This is a genomic window from Streptomyces sp. MBT65 (genome assembly GCF_016612545.1).
Taxonomy (GTDB): domain Bacteria; phylum Actinomycetota; class Actinomycetes; order Streptomycetales; family Streptomycetaceae; genus Streptomyces.
The window spans coordinates 27715-45214 of sequence record NZ_JAENRY010000072.1 but is presented as its reverse complement, the minus strand read 5'-3'; the positions used below and the strand labels follow the sequence as shown (position 1 = coordinate 45214).

The 17500-nt window shown below is 70.9% G+C and carries 16 protein-coding genes and 1 riboswitch; of the genes, 9 read left to right on the top strand and 7 right to left on the bottom strand.

Annotation, left to right across the window (positions count from 1 at the left end; genetic code table 11):
- Window positions 1-772, top strand: a 772-nt coding sequence (locus JHN63_RS18535) for an ABC transporter ATP-binding protein (protein WP_200682188.1), incomplete at its 5' end; no start/stop codon positions are given.
- Between the two features lie 67 nt (window positions 773-839).
- Here JHN63_RS18535 and JHN63_RS18530 read toward each other — a convergent pair.
- A complete protein-coding gene (locus JHN63_RS18530; protein WP_200682187.1) occupies window positions 840-1133 on the bottom strand; it encodes a hypothetical protein in 294 nt (97 codons plus the stop codon).
- 171 nt (window positions 1134-1304) lie between these two features.
- On the opposite strand from JHN63_RS18530, the gene JHN63_RS18525 reads away from it, so the two are divergent.
- Window positions 1305-1670 (top strand): nuclear transport factor 2 family protein, encoded by a 366-nt coding sequence (locus tag JHN63_RS18525; protein WP_200682186.1) that lies wholly within the window; start codon window positions 1305-1307, stop codon window positions 1668-1670.
- Between the two features lie 192 nt (window positions 1671-1862).
- A riboswitch (ZMP/ZTP riboswitch) is annotated at window positions 1863-1947 on the top strand.
- A gap of 21 nt (window positions 1948-1968) precedes the next feature.
- Entirely contained in the window at window positions 1969-2817 is an 849-nt protein-coding gene (locus JHN63_RS18520) for a bifunctional 5,10-methylenetetrahydrofolate dehydrogenase/5,10-methenyltetrahydrofolate cyclohydrolase (RefSeq protein WP_200682185.1), read from the top strand.
- Between the two features lie 70 nt (window positions 2818-2887).
- On the opposite strand, the gene JHN63_RS18515 is transcribed toward JHN63_RS18520, so the two are convergent.
- Window positions 2888-4846 carry a ricin-type beta-trefoil lectin domain protein gene (locus tag JHN63_RS18515; protein ID WP_200682184.1) on the bottom strand — a complete coding sequence of 653 codons (1959 nt, stop codon included), beginning with the start codon at window positions 4844-4846 and terminating at the stop codon, window positions 2888-2890.
- A 181-nt stretch (window positions 4847-5027) separates the two neighbouring features.
- On the opposite strand from JHN63_RS18515, the gene JHN63_RS18510 reads away from it, so the two are divergent.
- Entirely contained in the window at window positions 5028-6254 is a 1227-nt protein-coding gene (locus tag JHN63_RS18510; RefSeq protein ID WP_200682183.1) for a glycosyltransferase, read from the top strand.
- Here JHN63_RS18510 and JHN63_RS18505 read toward each other — a convergent pair.
- Window positions 6251-6649 (bottom strand): VOC family protein, encoded by a 399-nt coding sequence (locus JHN63_RS18505; RefSeq protein ID WP_200682182.1) that lies wholly within the window; start codon window positions 6647-6649, stop codon window positions 6251-6253. The two genes, JHN63_RS18510 and JHN63_RS18505, sit on opposite strands and share 4 nt — an antisense overlap.
- Before the next feature lie 107 nt (window positions 6650-6756).
- On the opposite strand from JHN63_RS18505, the gene JHN63_RS18500 reads away from it, so the two are divergent.
- Window positions 6757-7737 (top strand): YafY family protein, encoded by a 981-nt coding sequence (locus JHN63_RS18500; RefSeq protein ID WP_200682181.1) that lies wholly within the window; start codon window positions 6757-6759, stop codon window positions 7735-7737.
- On the opposite strand, the gene JHN63_RS18495 is transcribed toward JHN63_RS18500, so the two are convergent.
- Window positions 7734-8387, bottom strand: a complete 654-nt coding sequence (locus JHN63_RS18495) for a TetR/AcrR family transcriptional regulator (RefSeq protein WP_200682191.1) — start codon at window positions 8385-8387, stop codon at window positions 7734-7736. The genes JHN63_RS18500 and JHN63_RS18495 overlap by 4 nt on opposite strands.
- A 163-nt stretch (window positions 8388-8550) precedes the next feature.
- Here JHN63_RS18495 and JHN63_RS18490 point away from each other — a divergent pair, with 163 nt between their 5' ends.
- Window positions 8551-9798, top strand: coding sequence for a YncE family protein (locus JHN63_RS18490; protein WP_200682180.1), 1248 nt, complete (start codon window positions 8551-8553; stop codon window positions 9796-9798).
- 50 nt (window positions 9799-9848) lie between these two features.
- On the opposite strand, the gene JHN63_RS18485 is transcribed toward JHN63_RS18490, so the two are convergent.
- Complete coding sequence (locus tag JHN63_RS18485) at window positions 9849-11705, bottom strand: cellulase family glycosylhydrolase (protein WP_200682179.1); 1857 nt, start codon at window positions 11703-11705, stop codon at window positions 9849-9851.
- 88 nt (window positions 11706-11793) lie between these two features.
- Window positions 11794-13761: a translation factor GTPase family protein gene (locus JHN63_RS18480; protein ID WP_200682178.1), complete on the bottom strand. Its 1968-nt coding sequence runs from the start codon at window positions 13759-13761 to the stop codon at window positions 11794-11796.
- Between the two features lie 177 nt (window positions 13762-13938).
- On the opposite strand from JHN63_RS18480, the gene JHN63_RS18475 reads away from it, so the two are divergent.
- Complete coding sequence (locus JHN63_RS18475) at window positions 13939-15045, top strand: XdhC family protein (RefSeq protein ID WP_200682177.1); 1107 nt, start codon at window positions 13939-13941, stop codon at window positions 15043-15045.
- 9 nt (window positions 15046-15054) lie between these two features.
- On the opposite strand, the gene JHN63_RS18470 is transcribed toward JHN63_RS18475, so the two are convergent.
- Entirely contained in the window at window positions 15055-15555 is a 501-nt protein-coding gene (locus JHN63_RS18470; protein WP_200682176.1) for a metallophosphoesterase, read from the bottom strand.
- An 86-nt stretch (window positions 15556-15641) separates the two neighbouring features.
- On the opposite strand from JHN63_RS18470, the gene JHN63_RS18465 reads away from it, so the two are divergent.
- Both JHN63_RS18465 and JHN63_RS18460 read left to right on the top strand, forming a co-directional pair.
- Window positions 15642-16103 (top strand): MarR family transcriptional regulator, encoded by a 462-nt coding sequence (locus JHN63_RS18465; RefSeq protein WP_200682175.1) that lies wholly within the window; start codon window positions 15642-15644, stop codon window positions 16101-16103.
- Window positions 16100-17497: an MFS transporter gene (locus JHN63_RS18460; RefSeq protein WP_200682174.1), complete on the top strand. Its 1398-nt coding sequence runs from the start codon at window positions 16100-16102 to the stop codon at window positions 17495-17497. The genes JHN63_RS18465 and JHN63_RS18460 overlap by 4 nt, the downstream gene beginning before the upstream one ends.
- The last annotated feature ends 3 nt before the right edge of the window (window positions 17498-17500 follow it).

Genomic DNA, 17500 nt, shown 5'->3' with positions numbered 1-17500 from the left:
GCCCGCCCAGTTGCCCTCCCCCGGCGCCGAACCCGCGTCCGTCGCCTTCGACGACGTCCGCTTCCGCTACGGCGCCGACCTGCCCTACGTCCACCACGGCGTGACGTTCGAGGTGCCGGCCCAGGGCATGACGGCGTTCGTCGGCCCGTCCGGCGCGGGCAAGACCACCGTGTTCTCCCTCATCGAGCGCTTCTACGACCCCGAGTCCGGCGCCATCACCCTCGACGGCCGGGACCTCGCGGACTGGGAGCTGTCCGGGCTCCGGTCCGCCATCGGCTATGTGGAGCAGGACGCGCCGGTCCTGTCGGGTTCCCTGCGCGACAACCTGCTGCTCGGCAACCCGGACGCGAGCGCGGACGACGTCACCCGCGTCCTGAGGACGACCCGCCTCGACGGCCTGGTCGCCCGGCTGCCGAAGGGCGTCGACACCCTGGTCGGCCATCGCGGCACCCGTCTCTCGGGCGGTGAACGCCAGCGCGTCGCGATCGCCCGCGCCCTGCTGCGCCACCCCCGGCTGCTGCTCCTGGACGAGGCGACCTCGCAGCTGGACGCGGTCAACGAGGCGGCCCTGCGCGACACCGTCGCCGATGTGGCCCGTACGACGACGGTCCTGGTCGTCGCGCACCGGCTGTCCACGGTGACGATGGCGGACCGGATCGTCGTCATGGACGCGGGCCGGGTCCGCGCGGTGGGCACGCACCGGGAGCTGGTGAGCGCCGACCCGCTGTACGCGGAGCTGGCGGCGACCCAGTTCCTGGCGACGGCGGGCTGAGCCCGCGCACGACTGAGGGCCGCCCGTTTCCGGACGGCCCTCAGGGTCCGCGTGCTGCGCGGTCCCGCTACTCGACGGCGGGGAGGAGCCCCGTGACCGGCGCTGTCATGTCGGTGACCTGGTGCAGCTGCTGGAGGTCGTTCAGGTGGTTCAGCGCCTTCATCTGGTCGGCGACCTTCGGGATCTGCGCCTGGTGCTCGGCGGGGATCTCGCTCACCGCGAGCGAGTCCAGCAGGGCGACCGGGCTGACCTTGCCGTCCTTGAAGGCGGGCGCGTCGGCTGCGTTCGCCATCGGCGCGACGAGGCCGGTGACCCCGACGGCGAGACCAACGGCGGCGGCGATACGTCGTGTTGAGATCATGCTTGCAGCAACGCGCCCGGCGACGGCGCGGTCACGGGCGCGGGGCGCCGCTCACCCGTCAGGCGGAGCGCGCCGCTCGGTTTGCCGACCCCGGCGCGGCGGAGGAGGCTCGTAGGAGAGGCCCGCCGCGGCTCGTTCCTGTTCGGGCCGCGGCCCTCCGAGGAGGTCACCATGGGCACCGCGGCACGCCCCGGCTTCGACACCGAAGCCCTGCGCCGGGGCATCGAGGACCACACAGCTGCGACACTTCTGTCGCTCTACGCGGACGACGCCGAGATCCACGTCGTCGACCACCAGACCCAGCCCAGTCACCCGAAGGTCCTGCACGGCCGGGACGAGATCGGCGCGATGCTCGCCGACGTCTACAGCCGCGACATGACCCACAAGTTGGAGGAGTGCGTCGTCCAGGGCGACCGGGTCGCCTACAGCGAGTCCTGTCGGTACCCGGACGGGACCCGTGTCCTGGCCGAGTCGATGCTCGTGCTGGACGACGGCAAGATCACCCGGCAGACAATGATCCAGGCATGGGACGGATAGCGCGAAGGGTGCCGAGGGTCCGGGTCTCCACCCGGCTGACCTGGACCTTCTCGGCGAGTACGGTGCCTGTCGGGTCCGCTGCGGGACGACGGCGTACGCCGGTGTCCGCGGCCGGACTGCGCGCGTCCGCCGCGCTGCTGGGTTCGGCGCTGCGGGCGGCCCGGTCCACTCGTCGCAGGAGCGGTTAGGCTGTTCGTGGGTCGTGACTGGCGCTGAGGTGGAGCACCACCGTGGAGCGGCCCACGCGGAGTACATGCCGTGCGCCTGGGCGATCGGTCGACCAGCTCAGGAGTGGATCATGTCTCAGGCACGGATCATGGACGGCACCGCGCTCGCCCGGCGCATCGTCGAGGACACCGCGAAGAAGGCCGCCGACCTCACGGAGCGCACCGGTACGGCGCCCTGTCTGGCGACGGTCCTGGTCGGCGCGGACCCGGCCTCCGTCACGTACGTCCGGATGAAGCAGAACCGCAGCCGCAAGGCCGGCATCGCGTCGCGGCATGTGGAGCTGCCCGCCGCCACGACCACCGCCGAGCTGGTCGCGGCCCTCACCGCGCTCTCCGCCGACCCCGGCGTGCACGGCATCCTGCTCCAGCACCCGATGGGTGAACACATCGACGAGCGGGCCGCGTTCGAGGCGATCGCGCCGGAGAAGGACGTGGACGGCGTGACCTTCGCGTCCTTCGCGGCGATGAGCTTCGGCCTGCCGGGCTTCGTGTCCTGCACGCCCGGCGGCATGATGCGGCTGCTCGACGAGTACGACGTCGACCCGTCCGGCAAGCGGGCCGTCGTGGTCGGCCGCAGCGCGATCCTCGGCAAGCCGGCCGGGATGCTGCTCCTGGCCCGGGACGCGACGGTCACCTACTGCCACTCCCGTACCCGGGACCTCTCCGCGGTGGTCCGCGAGGCGGACATCGTGGTCGCCGCCGTGGGCCGCGCCCGGCTGATCCGCGGCGAGGACATCAAGCCCGGCGCGGTCGTGCTCGACGCCGGCTACAACGCGGGCAACGTCGGCGACGTCGACTTCGAGTCCGCCGCCGAGCGCGCCTCGCTGATCACGCCGGTGCCGGGCGGCGTCGGCCCGATGACGATCGCCACGCTGCTGGAGCAGACCGTGACGGCCGCCGCCCGACAGCTCGGGGTGTAGTCGGCGCATCCAGAGACGTGCCCGTCCGGGCGGCCGACGTGGGCCGCCCGGACGGATCACTCCGCCACGGCTAAGTCAGCGTCCACTTCTGGTTGTTGGCCGTGCCGCAGGTCCACAGGATGAGCAGGGTGCCGTTGGCCGTGGCGGCGCCGGACGCGTCCAGACACAGGCCCGCGTTGACGTTGGTGAGGGTGCCGTCGGAGTTGGCGGTCCACTTCTGGTTGTTCTGGCCCTTGCAGTCCCAGATGACGACCTTCGTGCCGTTGGTGGTGCCGTTGTTGTAGGCGTCCAGGCATTTGTTGCCGTACACCACGAGTTCCTTGCGGGAGGTGTACGTCCAGGCCTGGTTCTGGCCGCCGTTGCAGTCCCAGATCTCGGCCTGGGTGCCGTTGGTGATGGTGTTGTTGTAGACGTCGGCGCAGCGGCCGGACCCGGTGCCGACGACCAGGTTCCCGTTCGTGCCGGGAATGGGCTGGACGTTGATCGCTCCCAGAGTGGGCAGTGAACTGCCGGTGAGGGTGAGGGAGTTGGCGGAGCCCTTCGACAGGTGGACCTGGACCGAGACCGTGCCCTGGCTGGATCCGGTCGGCGGGAAGGAGACCGTCGTCGCGGTCTGGCTGTTCACCTGGAGGGTGCCGGTGACAGCGGTGGAACCGGTGTTGGTGTAGGGGATGTCGACGACGTCCAGGCCGGTGCTCGCCGCGCTGACCGAGGTGTACTTGCCGGTGGAGGTGGCCGTGTAGTTCGTGCTCGCCGCCTCGGTGCCGCCGCTCACCTTCAGCATCACCGAGCCGCCCGCCGGGACGCCGGCGGTGTAACTCGTGGCGTACGAGCCGAGGTTCGTCTGCGCCCAGAGGTCGCGGACCGTCGCGGAGGCGCTGGTCAGACCGAGGTCGGACCAGCGGACGGTGATGTTCGCGGCGGACGAGGTGCGGTTGAGCAGCACGACCGCGCGGTTGCCGGTGCCGGAGAGGACCCTGCCGTAGACCTGGAGGCCGGTCGTGTCCTCGGCGACCTTGACGCCCTGGAGGCCGCGCGTGTCCTGGTCGACGGCGACGACGTCCGAGTTCTTGAGGATCGCGGCGGTCTCACTGGTCATGGTGGTGAGGTCGTTGCCGGCGAGCAGCGGGGCGCCGGAGATCGCCCACAGGGCCATGTGGGTGCGGTTCTGGGCCGCCGTGAGGCCGGACATGCCGACGGTGAGCATGTCGGGGTCGTTGTAGTAGCCGGTGTGCTGAGCGGCCGGGTGCAGGGCCTGGTCGAAGTTGGACAGCACGCTCGCCTGGGACGCCGTGCCGCCGTAGTAGTAGATGTCCGTGCTGGTCCGCCACATGGGGGCGAGGCCCGGGGCCCAGTTCCAGGGGTTCTGGTGGCCCCAGTTGCAGATCGACAGGGTCAGCGCGCGGCCGGTGGTGGCGGTGGCCTTGGTGACCGAGGCGCTGAGTGCCTTGTACGCCGTCGCCGCGTCGAGGCCCTCGGCGTCGCCGCCGCACCAGTCGACCTTCACGAAGTCGAAGCCCCACTGCGAGAATTGGAGCATGTCCTGGTCGTAGTGGCCCTCGCTGCCGGTGTTGGCGGCGGCGGGACGGCCGGTCGGGTAGTAGTAGCCGCAGCCGTTCGCGCCGGCGTCCGTGTAGATGCCGGCCTTGAGGCCCTTGCTGTGGATGTAGTCGGCGATGGCGCTCATCCCGCCGGGCCACTCGCCGGTGTCGACGGTGATGTTGCCCGCGCTGTCGCGGGTGCCCTGCCACCAGCCCTCGTCGATGTTGATGTACTTGTAGCCGGCCGCCGGGAGGCCCGCGGCGACGAACGCGTCGACCTGCGCCTTGATGACGCCGTAGTCGATCTTCGAGGCGAAACTGTTCCAGGAGGCCCAGCCCATCGGGGCGGTGGGCACGGCGATCTGACGGGTCGTCGAGGCGACGGGGCTCGTCCGACGTAAGTCCATGGGTGCGGCTCTGGTGAAGAGAAGCAGGGTGACTGCCGCTGCGGCCATCGCGACGGCGCGCAGGATTGGGGTGCGGAACATGCGGCTCCTTTGCCGATATTTCGAACCGGGATCGGGTCGCCGAACGACACGGCGCGCTGAAACTAGGGCTGCCCGGGATCGAAGTCAACGGCTGTGACACGAGGGGCAGTTGGAATCCCTGTGGGAATCCCCCACTCGTCGGCCACCGGAGGCGATACTGACCGTCGTGCGCGTAGCGATCATGACAGCGGGATCCCGGGGCGATGTGGCTCCCTACACCGGGCTCGGCCATGCCCTGGTCCGGGCGGGGCACGAGGTCACCCTCGTCACCCACGGCGGTTTCGCGCCCCTGGTGGCGGGGTCGGGCGTCGGCTTCCATCCTCTTCCGGTCGATCCCCGGGCCGAGTTGGAGTCCTCGCGGGGGCGCGGGCTGCATCGCAGCGCTTCGGGCGGGGGCAAGTTGCTGCGGGTGGTGACGATGGCCCGGGCGCTGGTCGGGCGGATGACCGACGAGCTGCTGACGGCCGCGCGGGCGAGTGACGTGCTGCTGCTGTCCAGTTCGCTGGGGCCGCTGGGTCATGCCGTCGCCGAGGGGCTGTCGTTGCCGAGTATGGGCGTGTACCTCCAACCCCTTGCGCCCACACGGGAGTTCGCACCGCCGGTGCTCGGCGGCGGCTCCTGGGGCGCGGTCGGCAACCGGGTCGCCGGGCGCGGGGTGAGCCGGGCGGTGGAGCACGTCTTCACCACCGCCGTACCGGAGGTGCGCGCCCGTCTGGGCCTGCCCCGCACCCGGCCCGGCGCCGCGCTCCGGTCCCGGGAGAGGCTCGACTGGCCCGTCCAGCACGGCTTCAGCCCGCTGATCGTGCCCCGCCCGGCGGACTGGCGGCCCGGCCTGACGGTGGCGGGCTACTGGTGGCCGTACGACACGGACACCCAACTCCCTTCCGAGGTGCGGGACTTCCTCGACTCCGGTCCCGCTCCGGTCTTCGTGGGGCTCGGCAGTGCCACCGTGCCCGACCCGGAGCGGCTGAGCGCCGAGATCGTGCGCGCGCTGCGCCGGGCCGGGCTGCGCGGGGTGATCCAGCGCGGCTGGGGCGGCCTCGCAGCGGCCGGGGACGACGTCCTGACCGTGGGCGAGGTCCCGCACGCGGCGCTCTTCCCGCGCATGGCGGCCGTGGTCCACCACTGCGGCGCGGGCACCACCGCGGCCGGGTTGCGCGCCGGGGTGCCGGCCGTGCCGGTGCCGATCCAGTTCGACGAGGGCTTCTGGGCGGCACGCCTGGTCGCCCTCGGGGTGGCTCCCGGTGCCGTACCCCTGCGCGGCCTGACCGCCGACTCGCTGTCCGCCGCGCTGGTACGGGCCACCCGTGACCCGGGGTACGCCGAGCGGGCGCGGGCTCTCGGGGTGCGGGTGCGCGACGAGGACGGTACCGCTCCCGTGCTCGCGGCCCTCGACACACTGACCTAGCGCTGCTGTCGCGCCACGGCCTCTGCGGTGACCGGCGTGAAGAAGTTGATCAGGTTGCCGTCGGGGTCGCGGAAGAGGAGGGAACGGTTGCCCCACGGCATGGTCGTCGGCTTCTGGACGATCTCGCAGTCGAGGGGTGCCAGGCGGTCGAACTCGGCGTCGACGTCCGGCACACGGAACTCGGTGATCACCGAGCGGTTGGCGGCGGGCTGTGCGGAGCCGGTGCCGAACAGGGCCACGGTGCGGGTGCTCGCGATCGCCAACGTGCAGGCGGGCGTGGCGAGTTCGGCGAAGTCGGGGGTCGACCAGGTCGCCGGGACGCCGGTGACCTGTTCGTAGAACGCGACGAGTCGGGCGACGTCGTCGGTGATGACACGGATCGAGACGAAGTTCATGGCGGCTTCCTGTCAGCGGTCGTAGCGGGTACCGGACGATCCGGTGTCCCTCACGCTAGGACCGATACCGGACAGCTTCCGCCCGGTATCCGAGGCAGACTTTCGGGGTGACCACCTCGACCGCGCGTGTGCTCGCCCTGCTGGAGATCCTCCAGGGCGGCGGCCTGCGTACCGTCCCCGACCTGGCCGCCCGGTTGGGGGTCGACGAACGCACCGTCCGCCGCTACGTCGGCCATCTGCTGGAACTGGGCGTCCCGGTGGACTCGGTGCGCGGTCGCCACGGCGGCTACCGGCTCGCTCCCGGCTATCGGATGCCCCCGCTGATGCTGACGGACGAGGAGGCCCTGGCCGTGGTGCTCGGGCTGGTGGCCGGGCGCAGGGCGGGGCTCGGCACCGCGTCCGTCGCGGCGGGCGAGAGCGCCACGGCGAAACTGCTGCGGGTGCTGCCCACCGCCCTGCGCCGACGGCTCGACGCGCTGCTCGACACCGCCGACTTCACCGCGCGTCCCCGGGCCGCCGCCGCCCCGGGGACGGACGTGCTGCTCGAACTCGCCGAGGCGGCACTCCATCGACGGCCGGTGACGATCGGCTACACCGACCGCGGGGGCCACGACAGCGACCGTACAGTCCTGCCCTACGGCTTGGTGGCGCACGCCGGGCGCTGGTATCTCACCGGCGCCGACCCGGCCGACGGGGAGGTGCGCACCTTCCGCCTGGACCGGATCACCGCGCTGAGCGTGCGGCCCGGCTCGTTCACCGTCCCGGCGGAGTTCGATCCGGCGGCCATGGTGCTGGACGGCCTCGCGCGGACGCCGTGGACCCACGATGTGTCCCTGCGGATCCGGGGCAGCGTGCCGCACGTCCGCCGGCATCTCCCGGCCGAGATCGCCACCGTGACCACGCCCGACGAGGACAGCGACTGGGTCCACGTCCGGATCCGGGCCGAGCGGCTGGACTGGATCCCGGCCGTCCTCGCCGCCCTCGACCGTCCGTTCGTCATCGAGCGCCCCGCCGCCCTGCGCGATCTCGTCCGCACGCTGGCCCGCAGTCTGGAGGAGTACGCCGGGCACGACGACGAGCCGGTCTAGGGGGTCCAGCCGGGCGGCTGCATGATGCCGAGGAGTTGGCGGACGAGTTCCTCCACGACCTCGTCCAGCGTGGCGTCCACCCAGCCCGCGCTCCAGTCGTGGAGCAGGCCGTTGACGCTGCCGATGAACGCCGTCGCGGCGATGCGGTAGTCGCGGCGGGCGGCTTCCCCGCGCTGGGCCGCGGCTCTCGCCTCGGCGCAGATGAGGTTGATCCAGCGGGCACGGCGGGCCAGCCGTTGTTCCTCCAGCCGGGCGCTGACGCCGATGATCTCGACGAAGGTGATGCGGATGCGGCGCGGGTCGCCGGTGACGTTCGCGGCGTAGGCCTGGAAGATCGCGGTGGACCGCTCGACCAGCGACAGGCCCTCCGCGGATTTCAGCGCCACCAGGACGGCTTCCTCGGCCCAGTCGTTGACCTGGAGGTGGAGGGCGGCCAGCACGTCCTCCAGGCTGCGGAACTCCTCGTAGAACTGCCGCGTGGACAGGCCCGCGGCCTCGCTGAGGGCGGCGACGGTCGTGGCGCGGTAGCCGGGGGTGTCGCCGAACAGCTGGAGCGCGGCGTCCAGGAAGCGTCCGCGCCGCTCGACCTGCCGTTGCTCGGCGGACTTGCCGCCGTAGCGGCCCGTCGGCGCCTTGAGCCTGCCCACCACTGTCACACCTCTATCTTGTCGACCATCGGCCAATCTTGTCGTGTCCACAGTCTTGCGGAGAAGAGGGCCCTTCCTTACTTTTCAGTAAGTTCATTCTGAATTCGCGCGTGTTCAGATTTCTTCACACCCTCCGGCACCCCTCACCTCACGGAAGAGAGCAGTCATGCCTGCCTTCAGACCCAGGCACCTTTGCTCCATGGCCGCCGCCCTCGTCCTGACCGTAGCCGCTCCCGCGACGGCCGCCACAGCAGACTCCTCCGCCGCTCTGCGCGAGGTGCTGTTCGTCGGCAACAACTGGGACGGCACCGCGGACGTCATCAAGTCCACCGGCGACTTCGCGAAGATCGGGGAGATCAACATCGTCCCCGACAAGGCGGCTCGGCTGGCGGAGATCAACGCCGATCCGATCAAGTGGATCTACTACACGTCCATCCACAACGAGGTCGGCCAGGGACACGACCAGTACGTGGACGACATGTACTCCACGCCGGACGGCAAGTCCCTCGTCGTCTCCCGCCCCAGCTTCGCCGACGTCGTGTCGATCAACCTGGCCACCGACACCATCAACTGGCGTTTCCCGGTGGCCGGTTACCGCGCCGACCACATGGCGGTCTCCCCCGACGGCACCCGCGTCGCGGTCTCGGCCTCGACCGCGAACAAGGTGCAGGTGCTGGACATCAACACCGGTGCGGAACTGGGCGAGTTCGCCACCGGCGACAAGCCGCACGAGAACTTCTTCACCAACGGCGGCAAGTACATCTGGAACATGGCGATCGGCGAGGTCACCACCTCCCTCGACGATCCGGCCTGGGACTGGACCAAGGGCGACCGGCACATCACCGTCGTCGACGCCACCACGTTCAAGCAGGTCAAGATCATCGACATGCGGGACCGGCTGGACGCGATCGGCCTCACGAACTTCTCGGACGCGGTCCGCCCGGCCGCCTTCACGCCGGACTGGTCCAAGCTGTACTTCCAGGTGTCGTTCTTCAACGGCTTCCTGGAGTACGACGTCGCCACCGACAAGATCACCCGCGTGAAGACGCTCCCGGCCAACCCGGCGACCAGCACCGACCGCACCACCTGGCTGCTCGACTCGCGTCACCACGGCATCTCGATGAACCCCGACGGCACCAAGCTGTGCGTCGCCGGGACGATGGACAACTACGCGACGGTCGTGGACCGGGCCACTCTCCAGGAGGGGCCGCTCGTCACCGCGTCCACGCCGTACTGGGCGACCGTGAGCGGTGACGGCAAGGACTGCGTCATCTCCGAGGCCGGCGCCGACCAGGTGACGGCCATCGACTTCGCCACCGGGCAGAAGGTGCTCTCCGTTCCGGTGGGCGACCATCCGCAGCGCGTACGGCTGGGTCATGTCCAGGCCGACTGGACGAGCCCGTCCGCGAGTTGAGCGAACGGCAACGGCACCGGTCCCCGAGGGGATCGGTGCCGTTGTCCTTGTCAGCTGTGCGATGCCGCCCAGGTGGCCAGTTCGGACTTGGCCGCGCTCAGCAGCGTCGAGGAGGGGCTCGACGCGCCGTTGGTGATCAGGGCGTAGTGCAGGGTTCCGGAGCCGGTGGCGGAGAGCAGCAGGCGGTGGCTGCCGGTGCCGCCCGGTTCGTTGGCCCAGCCGATCGGGGTCGACGACGTGTACGCCGGGACACCCGAGACGGCTCCCAGGTCGGAGACCACGGTGGTGGACGCCGCCGGGAAGGACGCCGGGAGGTGGAGTTCGGTCGGCGCGGTGGAGCTGTTGGAGCGCCACATCAGCAGGCCGTACTGGCCGGAGCCGACCAGCGAGGACACGTTCGGGAGGGTGCTGGGGACCGGGTTCCAGGTCAGGGTCGTGGAGCCGTCGCGGGAGCGGTCCTCGTAGGTGAAGGCGACCGTGGTGCCGGCGGTCGCGCTCGGGTAGATCCGGTCGAGCAGCCGGGCGTCCTGACGGAGTGTCACCGTCCCGGAGTCGGTCATGTTGACGGCGGAGAGGTCCTCGTCGTTCCAGGCGTCGCCGGAGGTGAGCACCTTGTCGGGGTTGTCGTTCATCAGCTCGCTGTGGCGGCCGTTGTAGATGTCCCACTGCCACTGCGTACCGGACAGGACCGGACCGGAGCCCGCCGGGTCGGACCACCAACTGGCGCCCGGCAGCCGGGAGTCGAGTGCCTGGTACATCGCCTTGAGGACGGTCGGCGCCTTGCCGGAGACCGAGCCGGACAGCGGATGCCCGAACTCGCTGACGATGGCGGCGGTGCCGGCCGCGGTGGCCCGGTCACGGACCGTCCCGAAGTCGGTCGAGTACTGACCGTCGGCCGCGTTGCCCCACATCAGGATGCCGGAGATCGCCTTCTGGTCGTAGAAGTGGGTGTTGAAGACATAGCGCGAGCCGAGTGTGCCCGCGTCGAGGAGTCCGCCCACCTGCACCTGGCTGGAGATGTTGGAGTTCCAGAAGAGGTTCGGCTCGACGAGGGCGGGCTTGGCGGTCCAGCCGGCCGCGTCCATCCGGGCCCGGAACTTCACATAGAACGGCCAGAGCAGGTTCTGCTCCCAGGTACGGCTGGTCTGGCCGGAGTCGTAGGTCCCGGCGAAGGGTTCGTTGTACGGGTCGAAGCCGACGACGCCCGCGAACTCCTCGGTGGTGAGGTGCTGTTGGATGTACGTCATGGTCGACTGGGCGGTGGCGAGGAAGGAGTCCTGGAGGCCGTAGTTGTTGTGCCAGAAGTCGTACTGGGCCTTGGTGACGGCCGAGTTCTGGGTGATGTTCTGACCCCAGAAGAGGCAGATGCCGCAGGACTCCTGCGGGTAACTCCCCAGCGCCACGGCCCACTTGGGGGCGCCGTCGCCGGTGTACCAACTTCCGCTGTTGAACAGGTACTTGGAGTACAGGTCCTGATGGAAGTCGGGGTAGACGCGGATGCCGGCGTCGAGGAACGCCTGCATCTGCGCGGTGGCGGCGGCCAGGTACGTGGTGTCGACCTGGCCCCGGACGGGTTCGGCGTAGGCCCAGGAGAGCAGGAAGCGGACCGAGTTGCCGCCGCCGAGGGCGCGCAGCGCGGTCGCGGACTTCTTCGCGTCGGCGACCGAGGCGAAGGGGAGACCGTCGTTCTCCGCCAGTTTGGTCTCACCGGAGACGTTGTAGCCACGCAGCACGACCTGGCGGCCGTAACTGTCCACGAAGCTGCCGTTCTGCACGGTCAGCGCTGAGCCGTCGAACCAGAGGGAGTCGGTTGGGGTGGCGGCGGTGGCGGGCCCAGCGCCCAGCACCGACAGGAATCCGCAGAGGACAACCAGGACCACGATCAAACGCGCCCGGACATTCGTCATGTCCACTACAGTCCGGTGATTTCCGGACACTGTCAACACTTCTGACTCACGAGTAAGTTCCCGCACCGCAAGCCCTGTTGAAACATTTTCAGCCGACCCGGCGCACCACGTTCAGCAGGTACTCCTTCCGGTTCAGCGGGTTGTGGTCGGTGCGCGTCCGCTCCGGGACGGTGCCGTGCGCGACGGGCGCGTAGTGGTCGAAGGCGCTCTCCCACTCCCCCTCCCCTCGGGTCAGCCCAGGCAACTGCCGCTCCAGCCGGTGCACTTGGGCCGCCGGCACCTCTCCTTCCAGCACACCGAGCGACCCGTGGGTCTCGGTGGTCCGCGGTACGGCGCGCAGCGCGGCGAGGACCGGCAGCAGGGTGGCGAGGGTGTCGGCCGGGGCCTCGACGCGGAACCGGTGCATCGGCTCGTGCACCCGGCTCCCCGCCCGGCGCAGCGCCTCGACGAGGACGAGCGGGGTCAGTCCGCGGAAGTCGGCGCCGGTGCTCGACATGCTCTTGTCGAAACGCTGGTGGGCATGGCTCTGCCGGGGCGAGTAACCGGAGTGCGTCATGGTGACCACGCAGTCGGTGACCCGCCAGCCGTGCAGCCCCTGCCCGAGCGTCTCGCGCACGGTGTCCTCGACGGCCTTGAAGAAGGCGTACGGCATCGCGCCCAGCTCGACCTCCAGAGCGAACCGCACGCCCGAGCCGACCGGGGCCGGGTCGACCCGCAGGCCGACCGTGGCGAGGAACGGGTTCCCATTCTTCTTGTTGAACTCGGCCGCCGCACCCGTGCCGACCGGCCGCTCGATACACAGCGGAGTCGTCTCGCGGAAGGTGACCCGCACCCCGAACTCGTCGGCGAGCGTGTCCTGGATGACCTCCTTCTGGACCTCGCCGTAGAGCGAGACGGCGGTCTCCTGGCGCACCTCGTCGTGGCGCAGACCGATCAGCGGGTCCTGTTCGGCGAGTCGGGTGAGCGCGAGGTGCAGGGCCCGCCGGTCGGTGTCCGGGCCCGGGACGACGACCGTTTCGAGGGTCGGGGGCGCGAAGACATGCTCGTACGCCTTCCGCGGTACTCCGATCGCGTCGCCGATCCTGATCTCGCCAAGCCCCCACAGCCGGCCGATCCGGCCCGCCGGGACGGAGTCGGCGGCGAGGTCCGTACCGCGGTCGAATACGCTGACCGAGGTGACCTTGCCCTCCTCCCCCGCGTCGCCGAAGGTGATCCGGTCCCGGGTGCGCAGCGTGCCGGAGAACATCCGCGCGTACGCCACCTTCTCCCCCGCCGGACCGCGCTCGACCTTGAACACCGTGCCGGAGAGCGGGCCTTGGGGGTCGCCCTGGGCGGCGGGGAGCAACTCCTTGATGCCGGTGACGAGCGCGTCCACGCCGGCGCCCGTGATGGCGGAGCCGAAGTAGACGGGGTGCACGAGGACCTGGCGGGTCTGGGCTGCGAGGGCCGTGCGCAGGAGGTCGTCGGACACGGTGTTCTCGATGTACGCGGTGAGCAGTGCGTCGTCGCCGTCGGCGAGGACGGCCGGCGCGGTCGGGCCGAGGCCCGGCAGGAAGTCGGCCTCGCGGGTGCCGAGGCCCTCGACCGTGCCCATCGGGACGACGGCCGCCTTGAGCCGCTCGGAGATCGAGGACAGGAGATCCCCGTAGCGTGCCCCGCGTCGGTCGATCTTGTTGACGAAGAGGAGTGTCGGGATGCGCAGCCGCTGGAGCGTGCGCATCAGGACGCGGGTCTGCGGCTGGACACCCTCGACGGCCGAGACGACCAGGACGGCGCCGTCGAGCACGCCGAGCACCCGCTCCACCTCGGCGATGAAGTCCGGGTGGCCGGGGGTGTCGATCAGGTTGACGGTCACGTCGCCGACCGGGAACGAGACGACGGCCGACTTGATGGTGATGCCGCGCCGGCGCTCCAGCGCGAGGGTGTCGGTACGGGTGTTCCCGTCGTCGACGCTGCCGAGCTCGTCGATCACACCCGCCGAGTGCAGGAGGCGCTCGGTCAGGCTGGTCTTACCGGCGTCTACGTGCGCGAGGATTCCGAGGTTGAGCAAGTGCACCTGGTGTCATGTCCTTTGAAGAGAGGGGCCTTCCTTCCTGGGTGGACATGAACGGTGCTCGCATCTCGGTGCTCCTCGGTCGTCGGTGACTGCCGCCGATCAGTGCAGCAGAGGAGCGGGAGCGACGGCAACGGATTAACGTCCGTACGGGGGCTGTGGCGGTGAGAGGAGCACGGTGTGCGGGAGATCCTCCCGGAGCTCGGTCGCTGGTACGCGGCAGGGGATCCGTTCGGTCTGGCCACCGTCGTCGCGGTCAGCCGCAGCGCGCCGCGCGACCCCGGTGCGGCCATGGCCGTGGGCCCGGACGACGAGGTCGTGGGCAGTGTGTCCGGCGGCTGTGTCGAGGGCGCGGTCTTCGAGCTGGCGCGGGAGGTCGTGGCGAGCGGCGACGCCCGGCTTGAGACCTTCGGGTACAGCGACGAGGACGCCTTCGCGGTCGGGCTCACCTGCGGCGGCGAGATCACCGTGCTGGTACGGCCCGTCACGCCCGCGGCCGATCCCGCGTTCGGAGCGGTCGCGCGGTCGGTCGCGGCGCGCGAACCGGTGACCGTGGCGACGGTCGTCGGCGGTCCGGCAGCGCGCGGCGCCACGCTCGCCGTCTGGCCCGACAGGGTGGACGGCACCCTCGGCACGCCCGGCCTCGACGTGGCGGTCAGCGCCGACGCCCGTGGTGAACTCGCCCTCGGGGCAACGGGGTTGCGGCACTACGGACCGCACGGAGAGCGACGCGAGGACTCCGTCACCGTGTTCCTGCACTCCTTCGCGCCGCCGCCCCGGATGCTGGTCTTCGGCGCGATCGACTACGCGGCGGCGGTCGCGCGGATCGGCGACTTCCTCGGCTACCGGGTCACCGTGTGCGACGCCCGCCCGGTGTTCGCCACGCCGAAACGCTTCCCGGCGGGCGTGGAGGTGGTCGTGGACTGGCCGCACCGCTATCTGCGCGGCACGGACACCGACGAACGCACGGTGATCTGCGTCCTGACCCACGACCCGAAGTTCGACGTACCGCTGCTGGAGGAGGCACTGCGCAGGCCGGCCGCGTACATCGGGGCGATGGGCAGCCGCCGCACGCATGACGAGCGGATGCGGCGACTGCGCGAAATCGGCCTCACGGAGGGCGAGTTGGCCCGGCTGCGGTCACCGGTCGGCCTGGATCTCGGTGCCCGTACGCCCGAGGAGGTGGCCGTGTCCGTGGCCGCCGAGATCGTGGCGCTGCGGTGGGGCGGGACGGGCGGTCCGTTGACGGAGGCGGCGGGGGCGATCCACCGGGTGCCCGTCACGTGAGTCGCCGCGTCACCTGGGCGGCAGTCGGTGGAGAACCAGGTCCTTCAGGGTGCCGTCGGTGACCGTCGCCGTGAGGTAGGTGCAATGGGGTTGGCGGCGCCGGTCCGTCGGGGAGCCCGGGTTGAGCAGGCGCAGGCCGCTGGGGGCGGTGGTGTCCCAGGGGATGTGGCTGTGCCCGAAGACCAGCACGTCCAGGTCGGGGAAGCGGGCCGCGCAGCGCGCCTCGCGGCCCTGGGCGGGGCCCGTCTCGTGCACGACGCCGAAGCGCAGGCCGTCCAGCTCGACATGGGCCGACTCCGGGAGCCTGGCGCGCAGTTCGGGTCCGTCGTTGTTGCCGTAGACACCGACGAGCCGGCGGCTGCGGCTCTCCAGCAGGTCGAGGGTCGCGGTGTCGACCCAGTCGCCGGCGTGGAACACGACGTCGGCACGCGGGAGTTCGGCCAGGAGCCGCTCGGGCAGTTCCCTGGCGCGCTTGGGGAGGTGGGTGTCGGACATCAGCAGCAGTCGCACCACCTCAGCCTAGGGTCCACAGATCTTCAGTCGTACCTGTTCAGTTTCAACTGGACAGGTGAACCTGAGAGTCCTACGGTGAGGGTGTGGATCACCAGCCGACCGAGACCCCCGCGGGCATCTCCGACTCCGCCGCCCGCTCCGCACGCGACCTTCGGGTGGTGCTCAGCCGACTGCGGCGCAGGATCCGTGAGGTGGCGACGGACGAGGACCTGACCCCTTCGCAGGAGTCGGCGCTCACGCTCGTCGGCAAGCACGGCGCGGCCACGGCCAGCGCCCTGGCGTCCGCCGAGGGGGTCAGACCGCAGTCGATGGCCGCCACCCTCGCCGCCCTGGACCAGCACGGGCTGATCCGGCGCAGCCCCGACCCCGAGGACGGCCGTAGACAACTCGTCACGCTCACCGAAGCAGGACGCGCGCGGATCGAGGACAACCGGCAGGTCCGCGAGGAGTGGCTCGCGCGCGCCTTCGAGGACCGGTACACCGAGCGGGAACGGCGGACGATCCTCGACGCGCTGGCGTTGATGGAACGGCTGTCCGAGCAGTGATACCGAAGCTCTCCCGGACGGTACGGACCACGCGTCCCGCGCCGGCCGGTTTCGACCGGCGGCTGATCGCGCCGATGGTCCTCGGTTCCGTACTGAACCCGATCAACTCCTCGATGATCGCCGTGGCCCTGGTGCCCATCGGCATCGCCTTCGGGGCCCCGCCCTCGGAGACGGTGTGGCTGGTCTCGGCGCTGTATCTCGCCACGGCGGTGGGGCAGCCGGTCATCGGGCGGCTCGTCGACATGTACGGGCCGCGCCGGCTCTATCTCATCGGTACGGCCCTGGTCGGCATCGCCGGAGTCATGGGCGCCCTCGCGCCGTCGCTCGGTGTGCTGATCGCCGCCCGCGTCCTGCTCGGGTTCGGCACCTCGGCCGCGTATCCGGCCGCGATGCAGCTGACCCGCAGCGAGGCCGAGCGCACCGGCCAGGACAGTCCGGCCGGTGTCCTCACCGCGCTGGCGGTCTCCGCGCAGACGGTGTCGGTGATCGGGCCCACGCTCGGCGGTTTCCTCATCGGCGTCGGCGGCTGGCGCGCGATCTTCACCGTGAACGTGCCCCTCTCCCTGGCCTGCCTGGTTCTCGGCGCACTGCGCCTGCCGAGAACGGGCAAGGACACGAGCGGCATCCGGCGCGATGTCGACCCGCCCGGCATGCTCCTGTTCGCCGTCATGCTGGTCTCGCTGATGATGTTCCTGACCGCCCCCAAAGTCTCCGAGTGGTACCTCCCGGTCCTCAGCGCCGCCGCGGCCACCGCCTTCGCGCGACGCGAACTCCGCGTCCCGGAACCCTTCGTCGACCTGCGGGTCCTCGGCGGCAACCTCCCCCTGGTGACCACGTACCTCCGCCAGTTCCTCGGCTACACCACGTCGTACGCCTTCCTCTACGGCTACACGCAGTGGCTGGAGGAGGGACGCGGGCTGCACGCCTCCGCCGCCGGGCTCGTGCTGCTCCCCCTGTCGCTGACCGCCCTCGGTGTCTCCTCGCTCACCGGGCGCCGCGAGGCGATCCGCGCCAAGCTGCTCGTCGGCGGCGCCGTCCAGATCGCCGGCTGCGCCGGGCTGTTCCTGGTCGGCTCCGGCAGCCCGGTCTGGCTGCTGCTCGCCGTCGGCGCGGTGCTGGGCGTACCGCAGGGCCTGCTGGGCCTCGCCGGGCAGAACGCCCTGTACCGGCAGGCCGAGCCCGCGCGCATCGCGTCCGCCGCCGGACTGCTGCGCACCTTCATGTACCTCGGCGCACTCGCCGCCTCGGCGGCCACCGCGGCCTTCTTCCCGCACCGCGCCGACACCCCGGGACTGCACGGCCTGGCCCTGTTCATGGCCATCGGGTCGGCGCTGCTCCTGGCGATCACCCTGCCCGACCGTTCGCTTCGGACCCTCACCCCCAAGACCGTGTGAGCC

Bases quoted from the DNA above. Each gene is read 5' to 3' on its own strand.
- JHN63_RS18490 (WP_200682180.1), top strand. From the start codon at position 8,551: ATGCCTGCCTTCAGACCCAGGCACCTTTGCTCCATGGCCGCCGCCCTC.
- JHN63_RS18520 (WP_200682185.1), top strand. From the start codon at position 1,969: ATGTCTCAGGCACGGATCATGGACGGCACCGCGCTCGCCCGGCGCATC.
- JHN63_RS18515 (WP_200682184.1), bottom strand. From the start codon at position 4,846: ATGTTCCGCACCCCAATCCTGCGCGCCGTCGCGATGGCCGCAGCGGCA.
- JHN63_RS18530 (WP_200682187.1), bottom strand. From the start codon at position 1,133: ATGATCTCAACACGACGTATCGCCGCCGCCGTTGGTCTCGCCGTCGGG.
- JHN63_RS18485 (WP_200682179.1), bottom strand. From the start codon at position 11,705: ATGACGAATGTCCGGGCGCGTTTGATCGTGGTCCTGGTTGTCCTCTGC.
- JHN63_RS18510 (WP_200682183.1), top strand. From the start codon at position 5,028: ATGACAGCGGGATCCCGGGGCGATGTGGCTCCCTACACCGGGCTCGGC.
- JHN63_RS18525 (WP_200682186.1), top strand. From the start codon at position 1,305: ATGGGCACCGCGGCACGCCCCGGCTTCGACACCGAAGCCCTGCGCCGG.
- JHN63_RS18505 (WP_200682182.1), bottom strand. From the start codon at position 6,649: ATGAACTTCGTCTCGATCCGTGTCATCACCGACGACGTCGCCCGACTC.